The organism is Pseudomonas sp. LJDD11 (assembly GCF_024584215.1).
Lineage (GTDB): Bacteria > Pseudomonadota > Gammaproteobacteria > Pseudomonadales > Pseudomonadaceae > Aquipseudomonas.
Map to the genome: position 1 here is coordinate 165851 of NZ_JANJFL010000008.1, position 20162 is coordinate 186012.

Sequence of the window (20162 nt, forward strand, 5' to 3'; positions counted from 1 at the left end):
TATGAATAGCGGTTTTACCCACATCACCGTACTGCTCGAAGAAGCTGTCGAGGCTTTGGCTGTGCGCGCCGATGGCTGCTATCTGGATGGCACGTTCGGTCGTGGCGGTCACAGTCGTCTGGTGCTCAGCCACTTGGGGGCTGAGGGGCAGTTGTTAGGGTTCGACAAGGACCCGCAGGCGATTGCCACGGGGCAAACGCTGGCGGCCGAAGACGGCCGCTTTGTCATTGTGCAGCGCAGCTTTGCCGAGCTGGGGGCCGAGGTGGCCGAGCGCGGTTTGCAAGGCAAGGTCAGTGGCATTCTGATGGACCTGGGCGTCTCGTCGCCGCAGCTTGACGACCCGGAGCGCGGTTTCAGCTTCATGCATGATGGTCCGTTGGACATGCGCATGAATCCGGGGCAGGGCATCAGTGCTGCCGAATTCGTCGCCAGCGCACCTGCCGAAGAACTGGCGCGGGTGTTCAAACAATACGGTGAAGAGCGTTTTGCCCGGCGGATGGCCAACGCTGTTGTCGAGCGGCGCCAGGTGCTTCCTTTCGAGCGTACCGCCGACCTGGCTGAGGTGCTCAAGGTCGCCAACCCGGCCTGGGAAAAGGGCAAGCATCCGGCAACCCGCGCTTTCCAGGGGTTGCGCATTCACGTCAACAACGAACTGGGCGACCTTGAAACCGGTCTTGAAGCGGCCATCGATGCCCTTGAAGTGGGTGGTCGTCTGGTGGTCATCAGCTTCCATTCTCTGGAAGACCGGATCGTCAAGCTGTTCATGCGCAAGCTGGTCAAGGGCGAGGCCGACAACCTGCCACGCAATCTGCCGGTGCAGGCCAAGGTTTTCGAGCCGCGCATCAGGCTGGTCGGCAAGGCGCAATTCGCTTCTGAAGCAGAAACCCGTGCCAACCCGCGTTCGCGCAGCGCTGTCATGCGTGTCGCGGAGAAGTTGCGGTGAGTCGCCTGTTCTTCAAGCCATTGCCTACCGGCAGCTTTTTCATGCTGCTGCTGTTCATCGCTGTGCTGGTGTCAGCCATTGGTGTTTCCTATAGCGCGCACTGGAACCGTCAGCTGCTCAACTCGCTGTATACAGAAACCAGTATTCGCGACAAGGCGCAGGCCGAGTGGGGACGACTGATCCTCGAACAGAGCACCTGGACAGCGCACAGCCGGATTGAAAACCTGGCCACCGAGCAGCTCAAAATGCGCATCCCCAATGCGGGTGAAGTGCGGATGGTGGCGCCATGATGAAGCTTGAAGGCGCTTTGTATCCGTGGCGTTTCCGCTTGGTCGTGGGTTTGTTGTGTCTGCTGGTGGCAGCGATCTCCTGGCGCATCGTCGACCTGCAGGTGGTCGAAAATACTTTCCTGCAAGAGCAGGGCGATGCGCGCAGCCTTCGTCACATTCCCATTCCTGCGCACCGTGGTCTGATCACCGACCGTAACGGCGAGCCCCTGGCAGTCAGTACGCCGGTCACCACCTTGTGGGCCAACCCCAAGGAAATGCTTCAGGACCGCAGCAAGTGGCCGCTGTTGGCACAAGCCCTGGGGCAGGATGCCAAGGCTCTGACTGAGCGTCTGGAGTCGCAGGCAGGCAAGGAATTCATCTATCTGGTGCGGGGCCTGACGCCGGAGCACGGCCAGGCTGTGCTTGATCTCAAGGTGCCAGGGGTCTACGGCATCGAGGAGTTCCGGCGCTTTTATCCGGCCGGTGACGTAACGGCACATATGGTCGGCTTCACCGACCTGGATGATCACGGCCGCGAAGGCGTCGAGCTGGCCTATGACGAGTGGCTGGCCGGTGTGCCTGGCAAGCGTCAGGTCATCAAGGACCGACGAGGGCGTCTGATCAAGGATGTCCAGGTTACCAAGAACGCCAAGGCCGGCAAGACCTTGGCGTTGTCTATCGACCTGCGTTTGCAGTACCTGGCGACTCGCGAATTGCGCAACGCGATCATCGAGAACGAAGCCAAGGCTGGCAGTCTGGTAATCATGGACGTCAAGACCGGGGAAATCCTGGCGATGGTCAACAGCCCGACCTACAACCCCAACAACCGCCGCACTATGGTGCCGGCCGCCATGCGTAACCGGGCAATCATCGACGTGTTCGAACCCGGTTCGACCATGAAACCGATCTCCATGGGCGCGGCGCTGGAAAGCGGGCGCTGGAAGCCTACCGACAAGGTCGAGGTCTACCCCGGCACGCTGCAGATCGGTCGCTATACCATTCGTGACGTGAGCAAGACCGAGGGGCCGGTGCTCGACCTGACCGGCATCCTGATCAACTCCAGTAACGTGGGGATGAGCAAAGTGGCCTTCGACGTCGGCGGCGAGGCGATTTTCCGTACCATGCAGCGCATGGGTTTCGGCCAGTACACCGGCCTGGGTTTCCCGGGTGAGCGGGTTGGCAACCTGCCCAACTACCGCGAGTGGCGCAAGGCTGAAACGGCGACCCTGTCTTATGGCTACGGCGTGTCGGTCACAGCCTTGCAACTGGCCCACGCCTACGGTGCGCTGGCCAACAATGGCCGGATCGTGCCGCTGAGCATTCTCAAGACCAACGCTGAGCCGACCTCGGTGCAGGCGATTCCCGAAGCCACTGCCAAGACCCTGCACACCATGCTGCAGGAGGTGATCGAGGACACCCGCGGCGTCTATCGCGCCCGTGTGCCGTCCTATCACGTCGGCGGCAAGAGTGGTACGGCGCGCAAGACCTCGATCGGCACCAAAGGCTATGCCGAGAATTCCTACCGCTCGTTGTTCGCCGGTTTCGGTCCGATGAGCAACCCGCGTTACGCCATCGTGGTGGTGATCGATGAACCGAGCAAAGGCGGCTACTACGGTGGTCTGGTCTCGGCTCCGGTGTTCAGCAAAGTGATGTCCGGAACCCTGCGATTGATGAACATTCCGCCGGATAACCTGGAACCCGAGCAGGCCGTCAAAGCACCGGTTGCCAAAGGAGGGCGTGGCTGATGTCTTTCAATCTGAGCAAGATATTTCCGGGCACCGAGCGTGACCCGTTGATTCGCGAACTGAGCCTGGACAGCCGCAAGGTGCGTCCGGGAGACCTGTTTCTGGCGGTGCCGGGGCTTAAGGTCGACGGTCGTGCCCACATCGCCGATGCCCTGCAACGTGGCGCTGCGGCGGTGGCTTATGAAGTCGAAGGCGCCAGTGTGCTGCCGATCACTGATGTGCCACTGATCCCGGTCAAGGGCCTGGCGGGTCAGTTGTCAGCGATTGCCGGACGTTTTTATGGCGATCCAAGCCGGCGCCTGAATCTGATTGGTGTCACCGGCACCAACGGCAAGACCAGCGTCACCCAATTGGTGGCTCAGGCACTCGACCTGCTGGGTCAGCGTTGCGGCATCGTCGGTACGCTGGGCACTGGTTTCTACGAGGCGCTGCAGAGCGGCTTGCACACCACCCCTGATCCGATTGCCGTACAGGCGACTCTGGCTGATCTCAAGCACGCCGAAGCGCGCGCTGTTGCCATGGAGGTTTCTTCCCATGGCCTGGAGCAGGGCCGGGTCAAGGCGGTGGAGTTTGACGTGGCAGTGTTTACCAACCTGTCGCGCGACCATCTTGATTATCACGGCACCATGCAGGCTTATGGCGCCGCCAAGGCCCAGCTGTTCGCCTGGCCAGATCTGAGCTGCCGGGTGATCAACCTGGATGACGACTTTGGCCGCGAACTGGCCGACGCGCCGCACCTGTCAAAACTCATTACCTACAGCCTGCTCGACAAGAGTGCCTGGTTGTACTGCCGCGATGCGCGATTCGATGACGATGGCGTGCGCGCGACGCTGGTCACGCCGCAAGGCGAGCACCTCTTGCGTAGCAGCCTGCTGGGGCGTTTCAACCTGAGCAATCTGCTGGCGGCAATCGGTGCTTTGCTGGGGCTCGACTACGCACTGGATGAAGTGCTCAAGGTGCTGCCACAGCTGGTCGGTCCGGTCGGGCGCATGCAGCGCCTGGGGGGTGGTAACCAGCCGCTGGTAGTGGTCGATTACGCCCACACCCCCGATGCGTTGGAAAAGGTTCTTGAGGCTCTGCGGCCGCATGCCAAGGGGCGTCTGCTGTGCCTGTTCGGCTGTGGCGGTGACCGTGATCGCGGCAAGCGTCCGCTGATGGCCGAGGTCGCCGAGCGGCTGGCCGACGTAGTGCTGGTGACCGATGACAATCCGCGCAGCGAAGCCAGCGAGCAGATCTTCGCTGACATTCGTCCGGGTTTCAGTGCGGCGGCCCCGGTGCGCTTTGTGGCCGGTCGCGGCCAGGCGATTGCCGAATTCATCGCCACCGCTCATGCCGAGGACGTGGTTCTGCTGGCCGGTAAAGGCCATGAGGACTACCAGGAGATCGATGGTCAGCGCCACCGGTTCTCGGATCTTGATCAGGCTGCTGCCGCGTTGGCCGTATGGGAGGCAGAGCATGCTTGAGTCATTGCGTTTCAGTGACCTGTTGATCCCGCTGGATGCACAGCGTACCGGTGATGACTGCCTGTTCGATGGCGTCAGTACCGACAGCCGCAATATCGCCCCGGGCCAATTGTTCGTGGCCCTGACCGGTCCGCGTTTCGATGGCCATGACTATCTGCAGCAGGTCGCCGCCAAGGGCGCGGTGGGGGCCTTGGTCGAGCGTGAAGTGGCGGGCGTGAATCTGCCGCAACTGGTGGTCCTCGATACCCGCAAGGCACTGGCTCAGTTGGGCGCGATGAACCGCAATGCGTTTGTCGACCGCCCTGTTGCCGCCGTCACTGGCTCCAGCGGCAAGACCACGGTCAAGGAAATGCTCGCCAGTATCCTGCGTACCCGTGGTCCGGTGCTGGCGACCCGTGGCAACCTGAATAACGATCTGGGTGTACCGCTGACGCTGCTCGAGCTGGCCCCGGAACATCGTGCAGCGGTCATTGAGCTGGGCGCATCGCGAGTAGGCGAGATCGCCTACACCGTGAGCCTGACCAAGCCGCACGTGTCCATCCTGACCAACGCCGGGACTGCCCATGTGGGTGAGTTTGGCGGGCCGCAAAAAATTGTCGAGGCCAAGGGCGAGATCATTGAAGGCCTCGATGCCCAAGGCGTTGCAGTCCTTAACCTTGATGACGCCGCCTACCCGGTCTGGCTGATTCGGGCCGGTGAGCGCAAGGTGTTGAGCTTCGCTCTGGAAAATCCTCAGGCAGATTTTCATGCCAGCGAACTGAGCCGTGACGTGCGTGGCTGCCCGGGCTTTACCCTCAATGGCCCGCAGGGATCGGCAGCGGTACAGCTTAATCTGCTGGGGATCCACAACGTGGCCAACGCTCTCGCCGCTGCGGCTGGCGCACATGCGCTGGGTGTCAGCCTCGACGGCATCGTCGCGGGCCTCAATGCCATGCAGCCGGTCAAGGGCCGCACCGTGGTGCACATGGCCGCCAATGGTCAGCGGGTCATCGATGACACTTACAACGCCAACCCGTCTTCGATCAAGGCTGCCACTGACCTGCTCGCAGGCTTCGCCGGCCGCAGGGTGCTGGTGCTGGGTGACATCGGCGAGCTGGGCGACTGGGCTGAACAGGGCCACCGTGAAGTCGGTGCCCATGCCGTCGGCAAAGTCGATGCACTGTATGCCGTCGGTCCGTTGATGCTGCATGCGGTCAATGCCTTCGGTGCTGGCGCCCGTCATTTTGCAACCCAGGCCGAGCTGATCGCGGCACTGCATGGCGAACAAGATTCAAACACCACTTTATTGATCAAGGGATCGCGCAGCGCCGCCATGGAAAATGTCGTGGCGGCCTTGTGCGGTTCCAGCCTGGAGAAACATTAATGCTGTTGCTGTTGGCCGAATTTTTACAACAGTTCCATAAAGGCTTTGCAGTCTTCCAGTACCTGACCCTGCGCGGGATTCTCGGTGTGCTCACGGCCCTGAGCCTTTCTCTGTGGCTCGGCCCGTGGATGATCCGCACCCTGCAGATTCGCCAGATTGGTCAGGCTGTGCGCAACGATGGTCCACAATCGCATTTGTCCAAATCCGGCACCCCGACGATGGGCGGCGCGCTGATCCTTTCGTCGATTGCCGTCAGCACCCTGCTATGGGCTGACCTGGCCAACCGCTACGTCTGGGTGGTGCTGCTGGTTACCCTGCTGTTCGGTGCCATCGGCTGGGTCGACGACTACCGCAAAGTGATCGAGAAGAACTCGCGTGGCCTGCCGAGCCGCTGGAAGTACTTCTGGCAATCGGTGTTTGGCCTGTGTGCGGCGATCTTTCTGTACATGACCGCGCAATCGCCGGTCGAAACCACGCTGATCATTCCGATGCTCAAGGACATGCATTGGGAAATGGGCATCGGTTTCGTGATCCTGACCTACTTCGTGATTGTCGGCTCCAGTAACGCGGTCAACCTGACTGACGGCCTGGACGGCCTGGCGATCATGCCGACAGTGATGGTCGGTGGAGCGTTGGGTATTTTCTGCTACCTGTCGGGTAACGTGAAATTCGCCGAATACCTGCTGATCCCGTATGTGCCTGGCGCGGGCGAACTGATCGTGTTCTGCAGTGCGCTGATCGGTGCCGGCCTGGGCTTTCTGTGGTTCAACACCTATCCGGCTCAGGTGTTCATGGGCGACGTCGGTGCACTGGCACTCGGCGCGGCGCTGGGCACCATCGCGGTCATTGTCCGTCAGGAAATCGTGCTGTTCATCATGGGCGGGGTGTTCGTGATGGAAACCCTGTCAGTGGTCATTCAGGTTGCATCCTTCAAGCTGACCGGTCGCCGCGTGTTCCGCATGGCACCGATTCACCACCACTTTGAACTCAAGGGCTGGCCCGAGCCACGCGTGATCGTCCGTTTCTGGATCATCACCGTGATTCTCGTGCTGATTGGCCTTGCCACACTGAAACTGAGGTAAACGCGAGTGTCTTTGATCGTTACCGACCAGTTCCGCATCGTTGTCGGCCTCGGCAAGAGCGGCATGTCCCTGGTTCGCTACCTGGCGAACCGGGGCATTGCCTTTGCCGTGGCTGATACGCGGGACAATCCACCGGAGCTGGCGACCCTGCGTCGTGAGTATCCGCATGTGGATGTGCGGTGTGGCGAGCTGGACGTCGAGTTCCTCTGCCGTGCCAGCGAGTTGTACGTGAGCCCGGGTCTGGCCCTGGCGACACCTGCCTTGCAGGCGGCCCAGGCACGCGGTGTGAAACTGTCGGGCGATATCGAGCTGTTTGCCCGCAATGCCAAGGCGCCGATCGTGGCAATTACCGGCTCCAACGCCAAGAGCACCGTGACCACCCTGGTTGGCGAGATGGCCGCCGCGGCTGGCAAGCGTGTTGCGGTGGGCGGCAATCTCGGTACTCCGGCACTGGACCTGCTCGACGACAGCGTTGAGCTGTACGTGATGGAGCTGTCGAGCTTCCAGTTGGAAACCACTGACCAACTGGATGCCGAAGTCGCCACGGTACTGAACATCAGTGAAGATCATATGGACCGCTACAGCGGTCTGCCGGCCTATCACCTGGCCAAACACCGGATCTTTCGGGGGGCCCGGCAAGTAGTGGTCAACCGTCAGGATGCCCTGTCGCGGCCGTTGATCGGTGAAGGGTTGCCGCGCTGGACCTTTGGCCTGAACACACCAGACTTCCATGCCTTCGGTATTCGTGAAGAAAACGGCGAAAAGTACCTGGCGTTCCAGTTCGAACTGTTGCTGCCGGTCAGCGAGCTGAAAGTGCGTGGGGCGCATAATCATGCCAACGCGCTGGCCGCCCTGGCCCTGGGGCACGCCGCAGGTTTGCCCATGGACGCCATGCTGAGCAGCCTGCGCAATTTCACCGGCCTTGAGCATCGCTGCCAGTGGGTGCGTGAGCGCGCCGGTGTGCAGTATTACAACGATTCCAAGGCGACCAACGTCGGTGCTGCGCTGGCCGCCATCGAAGGTCTGGGAGCCGACCTCGACGGCAAGCTGGTACTGATCGCCGGCGGCGACGGCAAGGGCGCCGATTTCAGTGCTCTGCGGGCGCCGGTTGCACAGCATTGCCGCGCTGTCGTGCTACTTGGCCGCGATGCCGGGCTTATCGCCCAGGCACTGGGTGATGAGGTCGTGCAGGTTCGGGTTGCGAGCCTGGAAGAAGCCGTACAGCGCAGCGCCGAACTGGCGCAGGCGGGTGATGTTGTGCTGCTCTCGCCAGCCTGTGCGAGTCTGGACATGTTCAAAAACTATGAAGAACGCGGACGCTTGTTCGCCAAGGCCGTGGAGGTGCTGGCATGATTTTCGGCATCTTCAAGCCTTACCCGTCGCCCTTGATAAGCGGGCGCGGCATCGACGTCGATTTCCCGATGCTCGCCGGTTGCCTGGCGTTGCTGGGGCTTGGGCTGGTGATGATTACCTCGTCGTCGTCGGAGGTCGCTGCGGCGCAGTCCGGCAACACGCTGTACATGATGACGCGTCACCTCATCTACCTGATTATCGGCCTTGGCGCCTGTGGCGCAACCATGCTGATCCCGGTTGCTACCTGGCAGCGCATGGGCTGGATGTTGCTGATCGGCGCATTCGGCCTGTTGCTGCTGGTACTGGTGCCGGGGATCGGCCGTGAGGTCAACGGCTCGATGCGCTGGATCGGCTTTGGTGCATTCAACGTACAGCCATCTGAAATCGCCAAGGTCTTCGTGGTGCTGTTCCTGGCCGGTTACCTGGTGCGCCGCCAGCAGGAAGTACGGGAGAGCTGGATGGGCTTCTTCAAGCCATTCATCGTGCTGCTGCCGATGGCGGGCCTGTTGCTGATGGAGCCGGACTTCGGTGCCACGGTGGTAATGATGGGCGCTGCCGCCGCGATGCTGTTCCTGGGCGGTGTCGGCCTGTTCCGTTATTCGCTGATGGTGGTGCTGGCCGTCGTCGCGGTCTTTGTGCTGGTCCAGGCGCAACCCTATCGTATGGCGCGCCTGACCAACTTCACTGACCCCTGGGCCGACCAGTTCGGCTCCGGCTACCAACTGACCCAGGCCCTGATTGCTTTCGGCCGCGGCGAATGGCTGGGTGTCGGCTTGGGTAACAGCGTGCAGAAGCAGTTCTACCTGCCCGAGGCGCACACCGATTTTGTGTTCTCGGTGCTGGCTGAAGAGCTGGGTGTGGTGGGCTCGTTGCTGACCGTCGGGCTGTTCCTGTTCGTCAGTATCCGCGGCATGTACATCGGCTTCTGGGCTGAGCGTGCCAAACAGTTTTTCGGTGCCTACACCGCTTATGGCCTGTCGTTCCTGTGGATCGGCCAGTTCCTGATCAACATCGGGGTAAACGTCGGTCTGTTGCCGACCAAGGGCCTGACCTTGCCATTTCTGAGTTATGGCGGCAGCTCGCTGGTCATCTGCTGTGCCAGCCTGGGCCTGTTGTTGCGCATCGAGTGGGAGTCGCGCAACAACATGGGCAGCGAGGAAACCGAGTTCAACGAAAGCGATTTTGCCGAGGAGCCTCCCCGTGGACGCTAATGTGCTGATCATGGCTGGCGGCACCGGCGGGCACGTGTTCCCGGCGCTGGCCTGCGCCCGTGAGTTCCAGAACCGTGGCTACAAGGTCCATTGGCTGGGTACCCCACGCGGCATTGAAAACGAACTGGTGCCGCAAGCCGGCCTGACGCTGCATCGTATCGATGCCAGTGGCCTGCGTGGCAAGGGCAAGCTGTCGCTGCTCAAGGCGCCGTTGATGTTGCTCAAGGCGCTGCTGCAGGCGCGCAAGGTGATGCGTCAGCTCAAGCCTGCCTTCGTGGTCGGCTTCGGCGGTTATGTCACAGGGCCCGGTGGTCTGGCCGCGAAAATGGCCGGTGTGCCATTGATCATTCACGAGCAGAACGCCGTGGCCGGTACTGCCAACCGCAGTCTGGCGTCCTTTGCCAGCCGGATCTGCGAAGCATTCCCGGACACTTTCGGGGCGTCGGACAAGCGTCGCACTACCGGCAACCCGGTACGGGTCGAGCTGTTCTTTGAAACCCCGCGCCAGCCGCTGGCTGGTCGCAAGGCACGCCTGCTGGTGCTGGGCGGCAGCCTCGGTGCTGAACCGTTGAACAAGCTGCTGCCCGAAGCGCTGGCCCTGCTGGCGCCAGAGCTGCGCCCCGAGGTCTTCCACCAGACCGGCAGGCAGCACGACCAGATCACCACCGAACGTTACCGCAACGCCGGTGTAGAGGCGCAGGTTGCGCCGTTCATCCAGGACATGGCGCAGGCTTATGCCTGGGCCGACCTGGTGGTGTGCCGCGCAGGCGCGTTGACCATCAGTGAGCTGGCCGCCGCCGGGCTGCCGTCGCTGCTGATTCCGTTGCCCCACGCGATCGACGACCACCAGTCCCGCAACGCTGATTATCTGGCCCGCGAAGGCGCTGCCTTCGTCATGCCGCAAGCGACAACTGGCGCCGCCGATATGGCCAGCCGCCTGAAAGAGGTTCTGATGCAACCCGAACAATTGAACAGCATGGCCCGCACCGCTCGCCGTCTGGCCAGGCCTGATGCCACCCGTACCGTTGTCGATACCTGTGTGGAGGTGGCCCGTGGTTGAGAATCAACGCGCCATGCCGCAACCGGAAATGCGCCGTATCCGCCGCATCCACTTCGTCGGTATCGGCGGTGTAGGCATGTGCGGCATTGCCGAAGTGCTGCTGAACCTCGGTTATGAAGTGTCCGGTTCCGACCTAAAGGGCTCGGCGGTGACCGAGCGCCTGAAGGCGTTCGGCGCGCAGATCTTCATTGGCCACCAGGCAGAAAACACGGTCGGCGCCGATGTGCTGGTCGTCTCAAGCGCCGTGAACACCTCCAACCCGGAGGTCGCCACCGCCCTGGAGCGGCGTATTCCTGTGGTGCCGCGTGCCGAGATGCTGGCTGAGCTGATGCGCTACCGGCACGGCATTGCTGTTGCAGGCACCCATGGCAAGACCACCACCACCAGCCTGCTGGCTTCGGTGTTTGCAGCAGGCGGCCTGGACCCGACATTCGTCATCGGTGGCCGTCTCAACGCCGCCGGCACCAACGCTCAATTGGGCACCAGCCGGTATCTGATTGCAGAGGCCGATGAGAGCGACGCCAGCTTCCTGCACTTGCAACCGCTGGTCGCTGTGGTTACCAATATCGATGCCGATCATATGGCGACCTATGAGGGTGACTTCAACAAGCTGAAGAAGACCTTCGTCGAGTTCCTGCACAACCTTCCGTTCTACGGTCTGGCAGTGATGTGTGTTGACGACCCTGTGGTGCGCGAGATTCTGCCGCAGGTCAAACGCCCGACCGTCACCTATGGCTTCAGCGAGACCGCTGACGTGCGTGCGATCAATGTCCGTCAGGAAGGTATGCGTACGTTCTTCACCGTGCTGCGCCGTGATCGTGAACCGCTGGATGTCTCGGTGAACATGCCGGGCAACCACAACGTGCTCAACTCGCTTGCAACCATCGCCATTGCCTCCGATGAAGGCATCAGTGACGAAGCGATCATCCAGGGCCTGTCGGGCTTTCAGGGAGTCGGTCGGCGCTTCCAGGTCTATGGCGAACTGCCGGTTGAAGGCGGTCATGTGATGCTGGTCGACGACTATGGTCACCACCCGCGTGAAGTCGCGGCGGTGATCAATGCTGTGCGTGGCGGCTGGCCGGAGCGGCGCCTGGTGATGGTCTATCAACCGCACCGTTTCAGCCGCACCCGTGACCTGTATGACGATTTCGTCCAGGTACTGGCCGAATCCAATGTGTTGTTGTTGATGGAAGTCTACCCGGCCGGTGAAGAGCCGATTCCGGGAGCCGACAGCCGCAACCTGTGCCACAGCATTCGCCAGCGCGGTCAACTCGACCCGATCTACATCGAGCGCGGTGCCGAACTCGCCCCGCTGGTCAAGCCGCTGCTGCGCGCCGGTGACATCCTGCTGTGCCAGGGCGCTGGTGATATCGGTGGGCTGGCCCCGCAACTGCTCAAGAGCCCGCTGTTCGCCGGGGCTGTGGTGGCGCCGACTGAAGGGAAGCTCAAATGACAGCCCTGAATGCATCCAACTTGCACTCCAGCCTGGCGCCGCAGAAGTTCGGCCGGGTGGCGGTGCTGTTCGGCGGCAAGAGCGCCGAGCGCGAGGTCTCGCTCAAGTCCGGGCGAGCCGTGCTCGGTGCCTTGCAGAGCGCTGGTGTGGATGCCTTCGGGATTGATGTCGGCGACGACCTGCTGCAGCGTCTGGGCAGCGAGAAGATCGATCGTGCGTTCATTGTGCTGCATGGTCGCGGCGGTGAAGACGGCAGCATGCAGGGCCTTCTGGAGTGCCTGGGCATCCCTTATACCGGCAGTGGCGTGCTGGCCTCGGCACTGGCGATGGACAAGCTGCGCACCAAGCAGATCTGGCAAAGCCTCGGCTTGCCGACACCCTTGCACCGCGTACTGGCCAGCGAAGATGACTGTATTTTTACAGCGACGGAACTGGGCCTGCCTTTGATCGTCAAACCGGCCCATGAGGGTTCCAGTATTGGTATGGCGAAAGTGAGCAGTGTCGAAGAGTTGGTCGCTGCCTGGAAAGTTGCCAGTACCTATGATTCACAAGTTATGGTCGAGCAATGGATCGAAGGTCCGGAGTTCACCGTTGCTTGTCTGCGTGGCCAGGTTCTGCCGCCAATTGGCCTGGGCACATCGCACAGTTTCTATGATTACGAAGCCAAGTATCTGGCTGACGATACTCAATACCGGATTCCGTCCGGGCTCAGTGAAGCTAAAGAGCATGAACTGCGCGACCTTACTGTGCGCGCTTGCGCGGCCGTGGGTGTCAGTGGCTGGGCCCGTACCGACGTGATGCAAGACGCCCAGGGCAAGTTCTGGCTGCTTGAAGTCAATACCGTCCCCGGCATGACTGACCACAGCCTGGTGCCGATGGCGGCAGCAGCGGCAGGCTTGGATTTCCAGCAACTGGTGTTGGCGATTCTTGCCGACAGCGTTCAGGAACGAGGTTAAGGGCATGCACGGCGCATCGGCACGTCATCAGCCCCCGGCCCCCGGTCGCAAACCGACGCCGCGTGGTGCCAGTCGCATGGTTGCCAAGGAGCCGCTGTCGGCCCGTGTGCCGCGCCCGGGTGCCGGATTTTTCAAGCGCCTGATGTGGCCGGTGCTGCTGGTGGGGCTGGGCTTTGGTACGTATGAGGGGGCACAGCGCCTGCTGCCTTATGTGGATCGGCCGATCAGCCGGATCAACGTGCAGGGCGATCTGAGCTATATCAGCCAGCAGGCTGTGCAGCAGCGCATCGCACCCTATGTAGCGTCGAGATTTTTTACCATCGACCTGGCCGGGATGCGCAGCGAGCTTGAACAGATGCCGTGGATCGCCCATGCCGAAGTGCGGCGGGTGTGGCCAGACCAGGTAGTGATTCGCCTGGAAGAGCAGTTGCCAGTAGCGCGCTGGGGTGATGAAGCGTTGCTGAACAATCAGGGGCAAGCGTTTACGCCGCGTGAGTTGTCCAACTATGAACACCTTCCGCAGTTGTTCGGCCCGCAGCGGGCGCAACAGCAGGTGATGCAGCAGTATCAGGTGTTGAGTCAGATATTGCGGCCCTTGGGCTTTTCGATTGTGCGGCTGGAATTGCGCGAACGTGGCAGTTGGTTCCTGACCACCGGTGCCGGCAGTGCCGGTCCGGGTATCGAGTTGTTGTTGGGGCGTGATCACCTGGTAGAAAAGATGCGTCGTTTCATATCGATTTATGACAAGACGCTGAAAGAACAAATTACGAATATTGCGCGTGTCGACTTGCGCTATTCCAACGGCCTTGCTGTCGGATGGCGTGAGCAGATCGCGCCGGCGACGGACAAACCCGCCGTTGCGAAGAATTGACTAGAGGCTGAACCATGGCAAATGTGCAAAGCGGCAAAATGATCGTCGGGCTGGATATCGGCACCTCCAAGGTGGTGGCGCTGGTAGGCGAAGTCGCGGCCGATGGTTCGCTGGAAATCGTCGGGATCGGTACCCATCCGTCCCGCGGTCTGAAGAAGGGTGTGGTGGTCAATATCGAGTCCACCGTGCAATCGATCCAGCGCGCGATCGAAGAGGCGCAGATCATGGCCGGCTGCCGGATTCACTCGGCGTTCGTGGGCGTTGCCGGTAATCATATCCGCAGCCTGAACTCCCACGGCATCGTGGCGATTCGCGACCGGGAGGTCAGCTCTGCGGACCTTGAGCGAGTGCTGGATGCTGCCCAGGCGGTTGCCATTCCGGCTGACCAGCGGGTGCTGCATACCCTGCCGCAGGATTACGTGATCGACAACCAGGAAGGCGTGCGTGAGCCGCTGGGCATGTCGGGCGTGCGCCTGGAGGCCAAGGTCCATGTTGTCACTTGTGCGGTGAACGCGGCGCAGAACATCGAAAAATGCGTACGCCGCTGTGGTCTGGAAGTTGACGACATCATCCTCGAGCAACTGGCATCTGCTTTCTCGGTGCTGACCGACGATGAAAAAGAGCTGGGCGTGTGTCTGGTGGATATCGGTGGCGGGACCACCGACATAGCGATCTTCACTGAAGGTGCGATTCGCCACACGGCGGTGATTCCGATTGCTGGCGACCAGGTCACCAATGACATCGCCATGGCCTTGCGTACGCCAACCCAGTACGCCGAAGAAATCAAGATTCGCTATGCCTGCGCCCTGGCCAAACTGGCCGGCGCTGGCGAAACCATCAAGGTACCGAGTGTGGGCGACCGTCCACCCCGTGAGCTGTCGCGTCAGGCCCTGGCGGAAGTGGTCGAACCTCGTTACGACGAGCTGTTCACCCTGATCCAGGCCGAACTGCGCCGCAGTGGTTACGAAGATATGATCCCGGCCGGCATCGTGTTGACCGGCGGGACCTCGAAAATGGAAGGTGCGGTGGAACTTGCCGAGGAAATCTTCCATATGCCGGTGCGCCTGGGCGTACCACATAGCGTCAAGGGATTGGCCGACGTCGTGCGCAACCCGATCTACTCCACGGGTGTGGGTTTGCTGCAGTACGGGCTGCAAAAACAGTCGGACGGCATTTCGCTGTCCGGCCTGGGCGTTGGTAACGGTACCTATGGCGATGAACCAAAGGCTCCCGTGCTCGAGCGCTTGAAGCGTTGGGTTCAGGGCAACTTCTGAATCCCGCGCTTGAAAGTGGTAAGCGGCAGGCGATAGGCAAACAAAATAGAGAGCTGAAGGAGAGGGAAAATGTTCGAACTCGTAGACAATGTCCCGCAGAGCCCGGTAATCAAAGTTATCGGTGTAGGTGGTGGTGGCGGCAACGCGGTCAACCACATGGTCAAGAGCAACATTGAAGGTGTCGAGTTCATCTGCGCCAACACTGATGCCCAAGCGCTGAAAAACATCGGCGCGCGGACCATTCTGCAACTCGGTACCGGTGTGACCAAAGGTCTGGGCGCCGGTGCCAACCCTGAAGTGGGCCGCCAGGCCGCACTGGAAGACCGCGAGCGTATTGCGGAAGTCCTGCAAGGCACCAACATGGTGTTCATCACCACCGGCATGGGCGGCGGTACCGGTACCGGTGCAGCGCCGATCATCGCTGAAGTGGCGAAGGAAATGGGCATTCTCACCGTTGCGGTGGTGACCCGTCCGTTCCCGTTCGAAGGCCGCAAGCGCATGCAGATCGCCGACGAAGGCATTCGCATGCTGGCTGAAAGCGTTGACTCGTTGATCACCATCCCCAACGAGAAGCTGCTGACCATCCTGGGTAAAGACGCCAGCCTGCTGTCGGCATTCGCCAAGGCTGACGATGTACTGGCAGGTGCCGTTCGCGGTATTTCCGACATCATCAAGCGTCCGGGCATGATCAACGTCGACTTCGCGGACGTACGTACCGTGATGAGCGAGATGGGCATGGCGATGATGGGTACTGGTGCTGCTACCGGCCCGAACCGCGCCCGCGAGGCCACTGAGGCGGCAATTCGCAACCCGCTGCTCGAAGACGTCAACCTGCAGGGCGCCCGCGGCATCCTGGTCAACATCACTGCAGGTCCGGACCTGTCGCTGGGTGAATACTCCGATGTGGGTAGCATCATCGAAGCGTTCGCCTCTGAGCACGCGATGGTCAAGGTCGGCACCGTGATCGATCCGGATATGCGCGACGAACTGCACGTTACCGTAGTGGCCACAGGCCTGGGTGCGCGTATCGAGAAGCCGGTCAAGGTCATCGACAACACCCTGCAGAGCGCGGCTCCTCAGGCCTCGATCCAGCAACCGGCGGCTGCTGTACGCGAGCCTGCGGCAGTGAATTATCGCGATCTGGAGCGTCCGACCGTCATGCGCAATCAGGCTCACGCCGGTGCCAGTGCTGCGACTAAACTCAATCCTAACGATGATCTCGATTATCTGGACATCCCGGCCTTCCTGCGTCGTCAGGCCGATTGATTGATGGAATTTATCAGAGCTATAAGGGCGATTGGTGTTCAGCAAAGGCGTGGTCTGCTATTATCGCCAGCCTTTGTTGATATCCGTTCGCAACTAGCGCTGAAGCGGCCAATACCATGATTAAACAACGTACCCTGAAAAATATTATCCGTGCCACAGGTGTCGGTCTGCATTCCGGGGAAAAGGTATACCTGACCCTCAAGCCTGCACCTGTGAACACCGGTATCGTCTTTATCCGTACCGACCTTGACCCCGTAGTGGAGATCAAGGCCTGGGCAGAGAGCGTCGGTGAAACCACGCTGTCGACCACCCTGGTTCAGGGCGACGTCAAGGTCGGCACTGTCGAGCACCTGCTGTCGGCCATGGCCGGTCTGGGTATCGACAACGCCTATGTCGAGCTGTCTGCGGCTGAAGTGCCGATCATGGACGGTAGCGCCGGTCCTTTCGTGTTCCTGATCCAGTCCGCTGGTCTGGAAGAGCAGGATGCGCCGAAGCAGTTCATCCGTATTCTGCGTGAGGTCACTGTCGAGGAAGACGGCAAGCGTGCCACGTTCGTGCCTTTTGAAGGCTTCAAGGTGAGCTTCGAGATCGATTTCGATCATCCGGTGTTCCGTGACCGTACCCAGACCGCCAGTGTCGATTTCTCCAGCACCTCTTTCGTCAAGGAAGTCAGCCGGGCTCGTACTTTCGGTTTCATGAGCGACCTGGAATACCTGCGCAAGCACAACCTGGGTCTGGGTGGCAGCGTTGAAAACGCCATTGTCGTCGACAAGGAAGGCGTTCTGAACGAAGACGGTCTGCGTTACGAAGACGAGTTCGTCAAACACAAGATTCTCGATGCCATCGGCGACCTGTACCTGCTGGGCAACAGCCTGGTGGGTGAGTTCCGTGGCTACAAGTCAGGCCACGCCCTGAACAACCGTCTGCTGCGCGCCCTTATCGCCCAGAAAGACGCTTGGGAAGTCGTGGTCTTTGAAGATGCCAGCACGGCTCCGATTTCCTACATGCGTCCTGTAGCGGCCGCATAGGTAACGGGTTAAAAGCTCTACTCTCTTTCCTTTCTTTAAGGGCTGCCTTCGGGCGGCCCTTTTTTTATCTTTTTTTCAGGCGCAGGGTGAGGCTGGACCATCTCTAGAGCCTGGACGAGCCAGCCTGCGCAAAGAAAAAGGCTGCCTTGCCAGCAAGCGCGATCGCTGGCCGACGGTACACCGCCCGACGGTAACGTTTCTAACCCGCTTCGACTCGCTGATGCTCGCTTTAATTAGTTGGCTATCAATAAGCCAGGTAGCGTGGCTTTTAATATTGTTTAATTTTAATAAGCCATCACTGTAAATGTGTGAAAAGTCAGAATGTTTTGTAGGAAAAGGATGACTGGTGTTCCTTTCGCCTTTGATCGGGTTTTTACAAATGGTAATGCTGTTATGATCGGCGCCACATACAGCACTACTCATCCTTCGAGGGGTCACGGTCGTTTCTCAAAAAAACGCTTCAATGCGTTTTTTCGGGCGGGCTTCCTGCATCCAGTTTTTGCGAGGGGGGTGGTTATTTCGATTTGAGAAAGGTGTCCAACTTGAATGCATGCAGTAGTGCCCTGGTCAGATTGAAGTCCAGAGAGGCATTGATCGGTATTGTCGGCCTCGGGTATGTCGGACTTCCGCTCATGTTGCGCTATAACATGATTGGCTACAGGGTTTTGGGTATAGATGTAGATGCGTCTAAAGTGGACGCGCTTAATGCCGGTCTGAGTTATATAGAGCACATACCGGGCTCTGCTATCACCCAGGCGCGCGCGTCAGGTTTCGAGGCTACTCTGGATTTTTCCCGTGCCGCGCAATGCGATGCACTTATTCTTTGTGTGCCCACGCCCCTGAACAAATATCGCGAGCCAGATATAAGCTTTGTGGTCAGCACTATCGATGCGATCAGACCTTACTTGCGCGAAGGGCAGGTGGTCTCCCTGGAGAGTACGACCTATCCTGGAACCACCGAAGAAGAACTGCTGCCGCGCATACAGGATGCAGGGCTGACAGTCGGTGAGCAGATCTTCCTGGTCTATTCGCCAGAGCGCGAAGATCCGGGCAATCCCGATTTCAGGACACAGACTATTCCCAAGGTCATTGGCGGGCACACGTCCCAATGCCTGGCCGTCGGCGTGGCGCTGTACGAGCAGGCTATCGACCAGGTGGTGCCGGTCAGTTCTACCAGAGCCGCTGAAATGACCAAGCTGCTGGAGAATATCCACCGCGCCGTCAACATCGGGCTGGTCAATGAAATGAAGATCGTGGCCGACCGCATGGGCATCGATATCTTCGAGGTGGTCGACGCTGCCGCCACCAAGCCGTTCGGTTTCACGGCGTATTACCCAGGGCCGGGGCTGGGCGGGCACTGCATTCCCATCGACCCTTTCTACCTGACCTGGAAGGCCCGCGAGTACGGCCTGCATACCCGGTTCATCGAGCTGTCGGGAGAGGTCAACAGGGCAATGCCCGAATACGTGGTCGGCAAGCTCATGGATGGCCTGAACGAGCGTGGCAAGGCGCTAAAGGGCTGCCGGGTGCTGGTCCTGGGCATCGCCTACAAAAAAAACGTAGACGACATGCGTGAGTCTCCCTCGGTGGAAATCATGGAGCTGATCGAGGCCAAGGGCGGGATGGTGGCCTACAGCGATCCCCACGTGCTGGTGTTTCCCAAGATGCGTGAACACTGCTTCGATCTGCACAGTGAACCGCTGACAGCGGCCAACCTGGCTTCATTCGATGCAGTACTGCTGGCGACCGATCATGCATGTTTCGACTATGAACTGATCCGTCAGCATTCACGCCTGCTGGTCGACAGCCGTGGCAAGTATCGCCAGCCCGAAGCCCATATCGTAAAAGCCTGACCCCTCTGGAGTTGTCCATGCAACGTTTTGCTCTACTCGGTGCTGCCGGCTACATCGCTCCTCGGCATATGCGTGCCATCAAGGAGACCGGCAATCAACTGGTCAGCGCCTGCGACATCAACGACTCGGTGGGTGTCATCGACAGCCTGTCGCCACACAGTGAGTTTTTCACCGAGTTCGAGCGCTTCTACGATCATGCCTGGTCGCTCAAGCGCCAGCCTGGCAAGGCCCTGGATTACGTCTCGGTGTGCAGCCCCAATCACCTGCACCACGCTCATATCAACGCCGGGCTGCGCCTGGGGTGTGACGTGATCTGTGAAAAACCGCTGGTACCCAGCTTGCATCTGCTCGACGACCTGGCGCACACCGAACAGCAGACCGGCCGCCGACTGTGGAACATTCTGCAACTGCGCCATCACCCGTCAATCATCGACCTCAAGGCGCGTGTCCAGGGCGGTGCTGCGCACAAGCACGAGGTCGACCTGACCTACGTCACCTCTCGTGGCAAGTGGTACATGGAGAGCTGGAAGGGTGACCCGCGCAAGTCATTCGGGGTGGCGACCAACATCGGCGTGCACTTCTACGACATGCTGCATTTCATCTTCGGCAAGCTGCAACGCAATGTCGTGCACTTTACCGACCCATCCAAAGCCGCAGGCTATCTGGAGTACGAGCACGCGCGGGTGCGCTGGTTCCTGTCAATCGATGCCAATGACCTGCCCGATGCGGTGCGGGGCAGTAAACCGACCTGGCGCTCGATCACTGTCGATGGCCAGCAAATCGAATTCTCCGAAGGCTTTACCGACCTGCACACCGTCAGCTATCAGAAGGTGCTTGCTGGTCAGGGTTATGGCATCGAAGACGCCCGGCACTGTGTCGAGACAGTCGAAGTTATTCGCAGCGCAACGCCGGTAACCGCGCGCGGTGGTGAGGGTCATCGCTTGTTGAACGGCCTGTTGGGTTGAGGTCGTG

17 protein-coding genes are annotated in these 20162 nt (G+C 60.4%); all 17 read left to right on the top strand.

The window, feature by feature from the left end; all coding sequences use genetic code 11:
* The first annotated feature begins 1 nt into the window (after position 1).
* The 17 genes from rsmH (at position 2) to NRB16_RS12415 (ending at position 20155) form a co-directional block, all read left to right on the top strand.
* Complete coding sequence (gene rsmH / locus NRB16_RS12335) at positions 2-943, top strand: 16S rRNA (cytosine(1402)-N(4))-methyltransferase RsmH (RefSeq protein ID WP_257106245.1); 942 nt, start codon at positions 2-4, stop codon at positions 941-943.
* Positions 940-1233, top strand: coding sequence for a cell division protein FtsL (ftsL, locus tag NRB16_RS12340; RefSeq protein WP_045487983.1), 294 nt, complete (start codon positions 940-942; stop codon positions 1231-1233). The genes rsmH and ftsL overlap by 4 nt, the downstream gene beginning before the upstream one ends.
* On the top strand, positions 1230-2957 hold the full coding sequence (locus NRB16_RS12345; protein ID WP_045487985.1) for a penicillin-binding protein 2: 1728 nt from the start codon (positions 1230-1232) through the stop codon (positions 2955-2957). The genes ftsL and NRB16_RS12345 overlap by 4 nt, the downstream gene beginning before the upstream one ends.
* Entirely contained in the window at positions 2957-4420 is a 1464-nt protein-coding gene (locus tag NRB16_RS12350) for a UDP-N-acetylmuramoyl-L-alanyl-D-glutamate--2,6-diaminopimelate ligase (protein WP_253139301.1), read from the top strand. The genes NRB16_RS12345 and NRB16_RS12350 overlap by 1 nt, the downstream gene beginning before the upstream one ends.
* Positions 4413-5783, top strand: coding sequence for a UDP-N-acetylmuramoyl-tripeptide--D-alanyl-D-alanine ligase (gene murF / locus NRB16_RS12355; protein ID WP_257106232.1), 1371 nt, complete (start codon positions 4413-4415; stop codon positions 5781-5783). Before NRB16_RS12350 ends, murF begins: the two co-directional genes overlap by 8 nt.
* The gene (mraY, locus tag NRB16_RS12360; protein ID WP_045487992.1) at positions 5783-6865 is read left to right on the top strand and encodes a phospho-N-acetylmuramoyl-pentapeptide-transferase; all 1083 of its coding nucleotides are present in this window, start codon (positions 5783-5785) and stop codon (positions 6863-6865) included. Before murF ends, mraY begins: the two co-directional genes overlap by 1 nt.
* Before the next feature lie 6 nt (positions 6866-6871).
* A complete protein-coding gene (gene murD, locus NRB16_RS12365) occupies positions 6872-8218 on the top strand; it encodes a UDP-N-acetylmuramoyl-L-alanine--D-glutamate ligase (RefSeq protein ID WP_045487994.1) in 1347 nt (448 codons plus the stop codon).
* Complete coding sequence (ftsW, locus tag NRB16_RS12370; RefSeq protein ID WP_045487997.1) at positions 8215-9429, top strand: putative lipid II flippase FtsW; 1215 nt, start codon at positions 8215-8217, stop codon at positions 9427-9429. Before murD ends, ftsW begins: the two co-directional genes overlap by 4 nt.
* On the top strand, positions 9419-10489 hold the full coding sequence (gene murG, locus NRB16_RS12375) for an undecaprenyldiphospho-muramoylpentapeptide beta-N-acetylglucosaminyltransferase (protein ID WP_045488000.1): 1071 nt from the start codon (positions 9419-9421) through the stop codon (positions 10487-10489). The genes ftsW and murG overlap by 11 nt, the downstream gene beginning before the upstream one ends.
* Before the next feature lie 13 nt (positions 10490-10502).
* Positions 10503-11942, top strand: coding sequence for a UDP-N-acetylmuramate--L-alanine ligase (murC, locus tag NRB16_RS12380; protein WP_173426716.1), 1440 nt, complete (start codon positions 10503-10505; stop codon positions 11940-11942).
* Positions 11939-12898: a D-alanine--D-alanine ligase gene (locus NRB16_RS12385; protein ID WP_045488005.1), complete on the top strand. Its 960-nt coding sequence runs from the start codon at positions 11939-11941 to the stop codon at positions 12896-12898. Before murC ends, NRB16_RS12385 begins: the two co-directional genes overlap by 4 nt.
* Positions 12899-12902: 4 nt before the next feature.
* On the top strand, positions 12903-13769 hold the full coding sequence (locus NRB16_RS12390) for a cell division protein FtsQ/DivIB (RefSeq protein WP_257106233.1): 867 nt from the start codon (positions 12903-12905) through the stop codon (positions 13767-13769).
* A gap of 14 nt (positions 13770-13783) precedes the next feature.
* Complete coding sequence (ftsA, locus tag NRB16_RS12395) at positions 13784-15043, top strand: cell division protein FtsA (RefSeq protein WP_045488010.1); 1260 nt, start codon at positions 13784-13786, stop codon at positions 15041-15043.
* Positions 15044-15112: 69 nt separating this feature from the next.
* The gene (gene ftsZ, locus NRB16_RS12400; protein ID WP_045488012.1) at positions 15113-16309 is read left to right on the top strand and encodes a cell division protein FtsZ; all 1197 of its coding nucleotides are present in this window, start codon (positions 15113-15115) and stop codon (positions 16307-16309) included.
* A gap of 116 nt (positions 16310-16425) precedes the next feature.
* The gene (gene lpxC / locus NRB16_RS12405; RefSeq protein WP_253113079.1) at positions 16426-17337 is read left to right on the top strand and encodes a UDP-3-O-acyl-N-acetylglucosamine deacetylase; all 912 of its coding nucleotides are present in this window, start codon (positions 16426-16428) and stop codon (positions 17335-17337) included.
* A gap of 542 nt (positions 17338-17879) precedes the next feature.
* On the top strand, positions 17880-19190 hold the full coding sequence (gene wbpA / locus NRB16_RS12410; protein ID WP_253139520.1) for a UDP-N-acetyl-D-glucosamine 6-dehydrogenase: 1311 nt from the start codon (positions 17880-17882) through the stop codon (positions 19188-19190).
* Between the two features lie 17 nt (positions 19191-19207).
* On the top strand, positions 19208-20155 hold the full coding sequence (locus tag NRB16_RS12415) for a Gfo/Idh/MocA family protein (RefSeq protein WP_045488021.1): 948 nt from the start codon (positions 19208-19210) through the stop codon (positions 20153-20155).
* Positions 20156-20162: the final 7 nt, after the last annotated feature.

Bases quoted from the DNA above. Each gene is read 5' to 3' on its own strand.
- NRB16_RS12390 (WP_257106233.1), top strand. From the start codon at position 12,903: ATGCACGGCGCATCGGCACGTCATCAGCCCCCGGCCCCCGGTCGCAAA.
- rsmH (WP_257106245.1), top strand. From the start codon at position 2: ATGAATAGCGGTTTTACCCACATCACCGTACTGCTCGAAGAAGCTGTC.
- NRB16_RS12350 (WP_253139301.1), top strand. From the start codon at position 2,957: ATGTCTTTCAATCTGAGCAAGATATTTCCGGGCACCGAGCGTGACCCG.
- murC (WP_173426716.1), top strand. From the start codon at position 10,503: ATGCCGCAACCGGAAATGCGCCGTATCCGCCGCATCCACTTCGTCGGT.
- ftsW (WP_045487997.1), top strand. From the start codon at position 8,215: ATGATTTTCGGCATCTTCAAGCCTTACCCGTCGCCCTTGATAAGCGGG.
- mraY (WP_045487992.1), top strand. From the start codon at position 5,783: ATGCTGTTGCTGTTGGCCGAATTTTTACAACAGTTCCATAAAGGCTTT.
- lpxC (WP_253113079.1), top strand. From the start codon at position 16,426: ATGATTAAACAACGTACCCTGAAAAATATTATCCGTGCCACAGGTGTC.
- ftsA (WP_045488010.1), top strand. From the start codon at position 13,784: ATGGCAAATGTGCAAAGCGGCAAAATGATCGTCGGGCTGGATATCGGC.
- ftsZ (WP_045488012.1), top strand. From the start codon at position 15,113: ATGTTCGAACTCGTAGACAATGTCCCGCAGAGCCCGGTAATCAAAGTT.
- murF (WP_257106232.1), top strand. From the start codon at position 4,413: ATGCTTGAGTCATTGCGTTTCAGTGACCTGTTGATCCCGCTGGATGCA.
- NRB16_RS12385 (WP_045488005.1), top strand. From the start codon at position 11,939: ATGACAGCCCTGAATGCATCCAACTTGCACTCCAGCCTGGCGCCGCAG.
- NRB16_RS12345 (WP_045487985.1), top strand. From the start codon at position 1,230: ATGATGAAGCTTGAAGGCGCTTTGTATCCGTGGCGTTTCCGCTTGGTC.
- NRB16_RS12415 (WP_045488021.1), top strand. From the start codon at position 19,208: ATGCAACGTTTTGCTCTACTCGGTGCTGCCGGCTACATCGCTCCTCGG.